Here is a 2,247-nt window from a genome sequence, read left to right as displayed (position 1 = left end):
GGCCGGTGGGCCCGGGGCGGCCTTCCGGCATGCCGCGGGAAGGGGCGCCGGTGGACGGACGGGGCGCGGTCAGGTCAGGCGTCCCGTGCTTCCTGGGCCGGCGTCCGCCCGCGCGCCGCGCGCTCGCCGTCCACCCGCCCGGCCGGAATCCGGCCCGAGGGGTACCGTTCCTTCTGAGGAACCCCTCAGTCCGCCGGTCCACAGGCCGGTCCGCGTCAGAGTGCCCGGAGCGTGCCCATGAGCCGACTCCACGCCCATCCGTCCGCCGACGCCGAGGACCTGCTGCACACCCTCGTCCGGCTCACCGGTGAGGTGCTCGAAGGGATCAAGCTCCAGGAAGCCCGCGTCGAGCTGGCCCTCGCGTTGCAGCGCCAGGTCCTCCCCGCCGAGCTGCCCTCGGTGCCCGGACTCACCGTCGCCGCCCGTTACGTGCCCGCGCGGCGGGGGCTGGAGATCGGCGGCGACTGGTACGACGCCTTCGTGATGGCCGACGGGACGATCGGCGTGGCGATCGGCGACGTCCAGGGCCACGACGCCGAGGCGGCGGCCTTCGTGGGTCAGGTACGGAGCGGACTGCGCGCCGTCGCCCGGGCGACCACCGACCCCGGCGACGTACTCGCCCAGGTCAACGAACTGCTCGTGTCGATGGCCAGCGGACTCTTCGTGACCTGCTCGTTCCTGCGCTTCGACCCTGCCACCCACGAACTCGCCGGCGCCCGCGCGGGCCACACCCCGGCGGTCTGGGCCACGGCCGGCGGCAGCCCCCACGCCGTCCTCGACGCGGGCGGACTGCCGCTGGGCATGTTCCCCGGCGAGTACTATCCGGTCACCCGCCGAGTCCTCACCACCGAGGGCGCGGTCGTCCTCGTCACCGACGGCGTGGTGGAGGGGCCGCGGTTCCCCATCGAGGAGGGCCTGGAAGCGGTCGCCGCGCTGGCCCACGCCGGATTCGACGCCGACGCCGACCTGCTGGCCTCCTCCGTGATCAAGATCGCCGACATGACGGGCCACAGCGACGACGCCGCCGTGGTCGTCCTCCGGCACGCCGCTCCTTCCCCGCCGTGACCCGTCCTCCGTCCGGCCTGCCGTCCGCCCTGCCGTACGGCTCCCGTCCGGGGTCCGTACCGCCCTCCGCACGCCGTTCCCGTCGGCCTTCCACGCGATCCCTGGCCTGCGCGTCACCGCCAGGCGTTGTTCGATGAATACATGACGCTCCAGGAACGGCTGCGCGGGCACCCGGCCGGCGGTGGCGCCGTCGGCGCCGTCGTCGTGGTGCTCGCCGTCGCGGGCGCCTACTACGCGGCGGCCCGGCTCGGACTGCTGCAGGAGCTGGTACGCGGACAGGTCACCCCGCTGTGGCCGCCGACCGGGATCGCCCTGGCCTGCCTCCTCTGGTTCGGGCTGCGGGTGTGGCCCGGGATCGCGCTCGCCGCCTTCCTCGTCAACCTGCCGATCGGGCCGTCGTTCCCCGCGGTCGTCGCGATCACCGCGGGGAACACGCTGGCGCCGGTCGTCGCCTTCGTACTGCTGCGCCAGGTCGGCTTCCGTACGGAGCTCGACCGCATCAGGGACGCCTTGGCGCTGGTCTTCCTCGGCGCCCTGGCCGGCATGTTCGTCAGCGCGACCGTGGGGGCCGGCGCGCTGACGCTCTCCGACGCGGTGCCGAACGGCGGCTTCTGGGCCGCCTGGTCGGTGTGGTGGACGGGAGACGCGATGGGCGTCCTCGTGATCACGCCGCTGCTGCTCGTCCTGCCCACCCTGCGCCGGCCACGCGGCGTCTCCCCCTACCGGTGGGCCGAGGCGGCGCTGCTGCTCGCCGGCACGGCCGCCGTCACGCTCGTCGCCACGACGAGCACGGTCAACCTCCTCTTCCTCGTCTTCCCGTTCCTGATCTGGGCGGCGCTCCGGTTCCAGCTGACCTGCGCGGCGCCCTGTGTGCTGATCGTCTCGCTGCTGGCGATCCACGCGGCGGCGAATTCCTCCGGGCCGTTCCAGGGCCACGACCTCTTCGACCAGATGTTCACGCTCCAGGCCTTCAACGGGGTGGCCTCCATGACCGCCCTGCTGCTGTCGGCGATCGTCACGGAACGCAACCGCACCCACGAACAGGTCGCCCAGGTGTGCGGCCTCCWCGCCMCGGCGCCGGACCGGGGTCCTCGCCGCCGGGTCCGGGATCGGGTACCGGGGACCGCAGGGGTCCGGTGGGACGGCCGGGAAGGGGGTCGGCAAGCGGGTCCGGAAGGGTGC

2 protein-coding genes are annotated in these 2,247 nt (G+C 74.0%); both read left to right on the top strand.

Translation table 11 applies throughout. The features are described from left to right. Positions 1–237 precede the first annotated feature (237 nt). Positions 238–1,065: a PP2C family protein-serine/threonine phosphatase gene (locus EAO71_RS35365; protein ID WP_147981916.1), complete on the top strand. Its 828-nt coding sequence runs from the start codon at positions 238–240 to the stop codon at positions 1,063–1,065. 141 nt (positions 1,066–1,206) lie between these two features. Further along, the coding region (locus EAO71_RS35360) for an MASE1 domain-containing protein (RefSeq protein WP_147981915.1) at positions 1,207–2,247 on the top strand (1,041 nt) is incomplete at its 3' end.

The sequence above is a fragment of the Streptomyces sp. MS191 genome (assembly GCF_008042125.1).
Lineage (GTDB): Bacteria > Actinomycetota > Actinomycetes > Streptomycetales > Streptomycetaceae > Streptomyces.
This window is presented reverse-complemented; position numbering and strand designations above follow the sequence as displayed.

Coding starts and splice junctions, on each gene's coding strand:
- EAO71_RS35365 (WP_147981916.1), top strand. CDS start 238: ATGAGCCGACTCCACGCCCATCCGTCCGCCGACGCCGAGGACCTGCTG.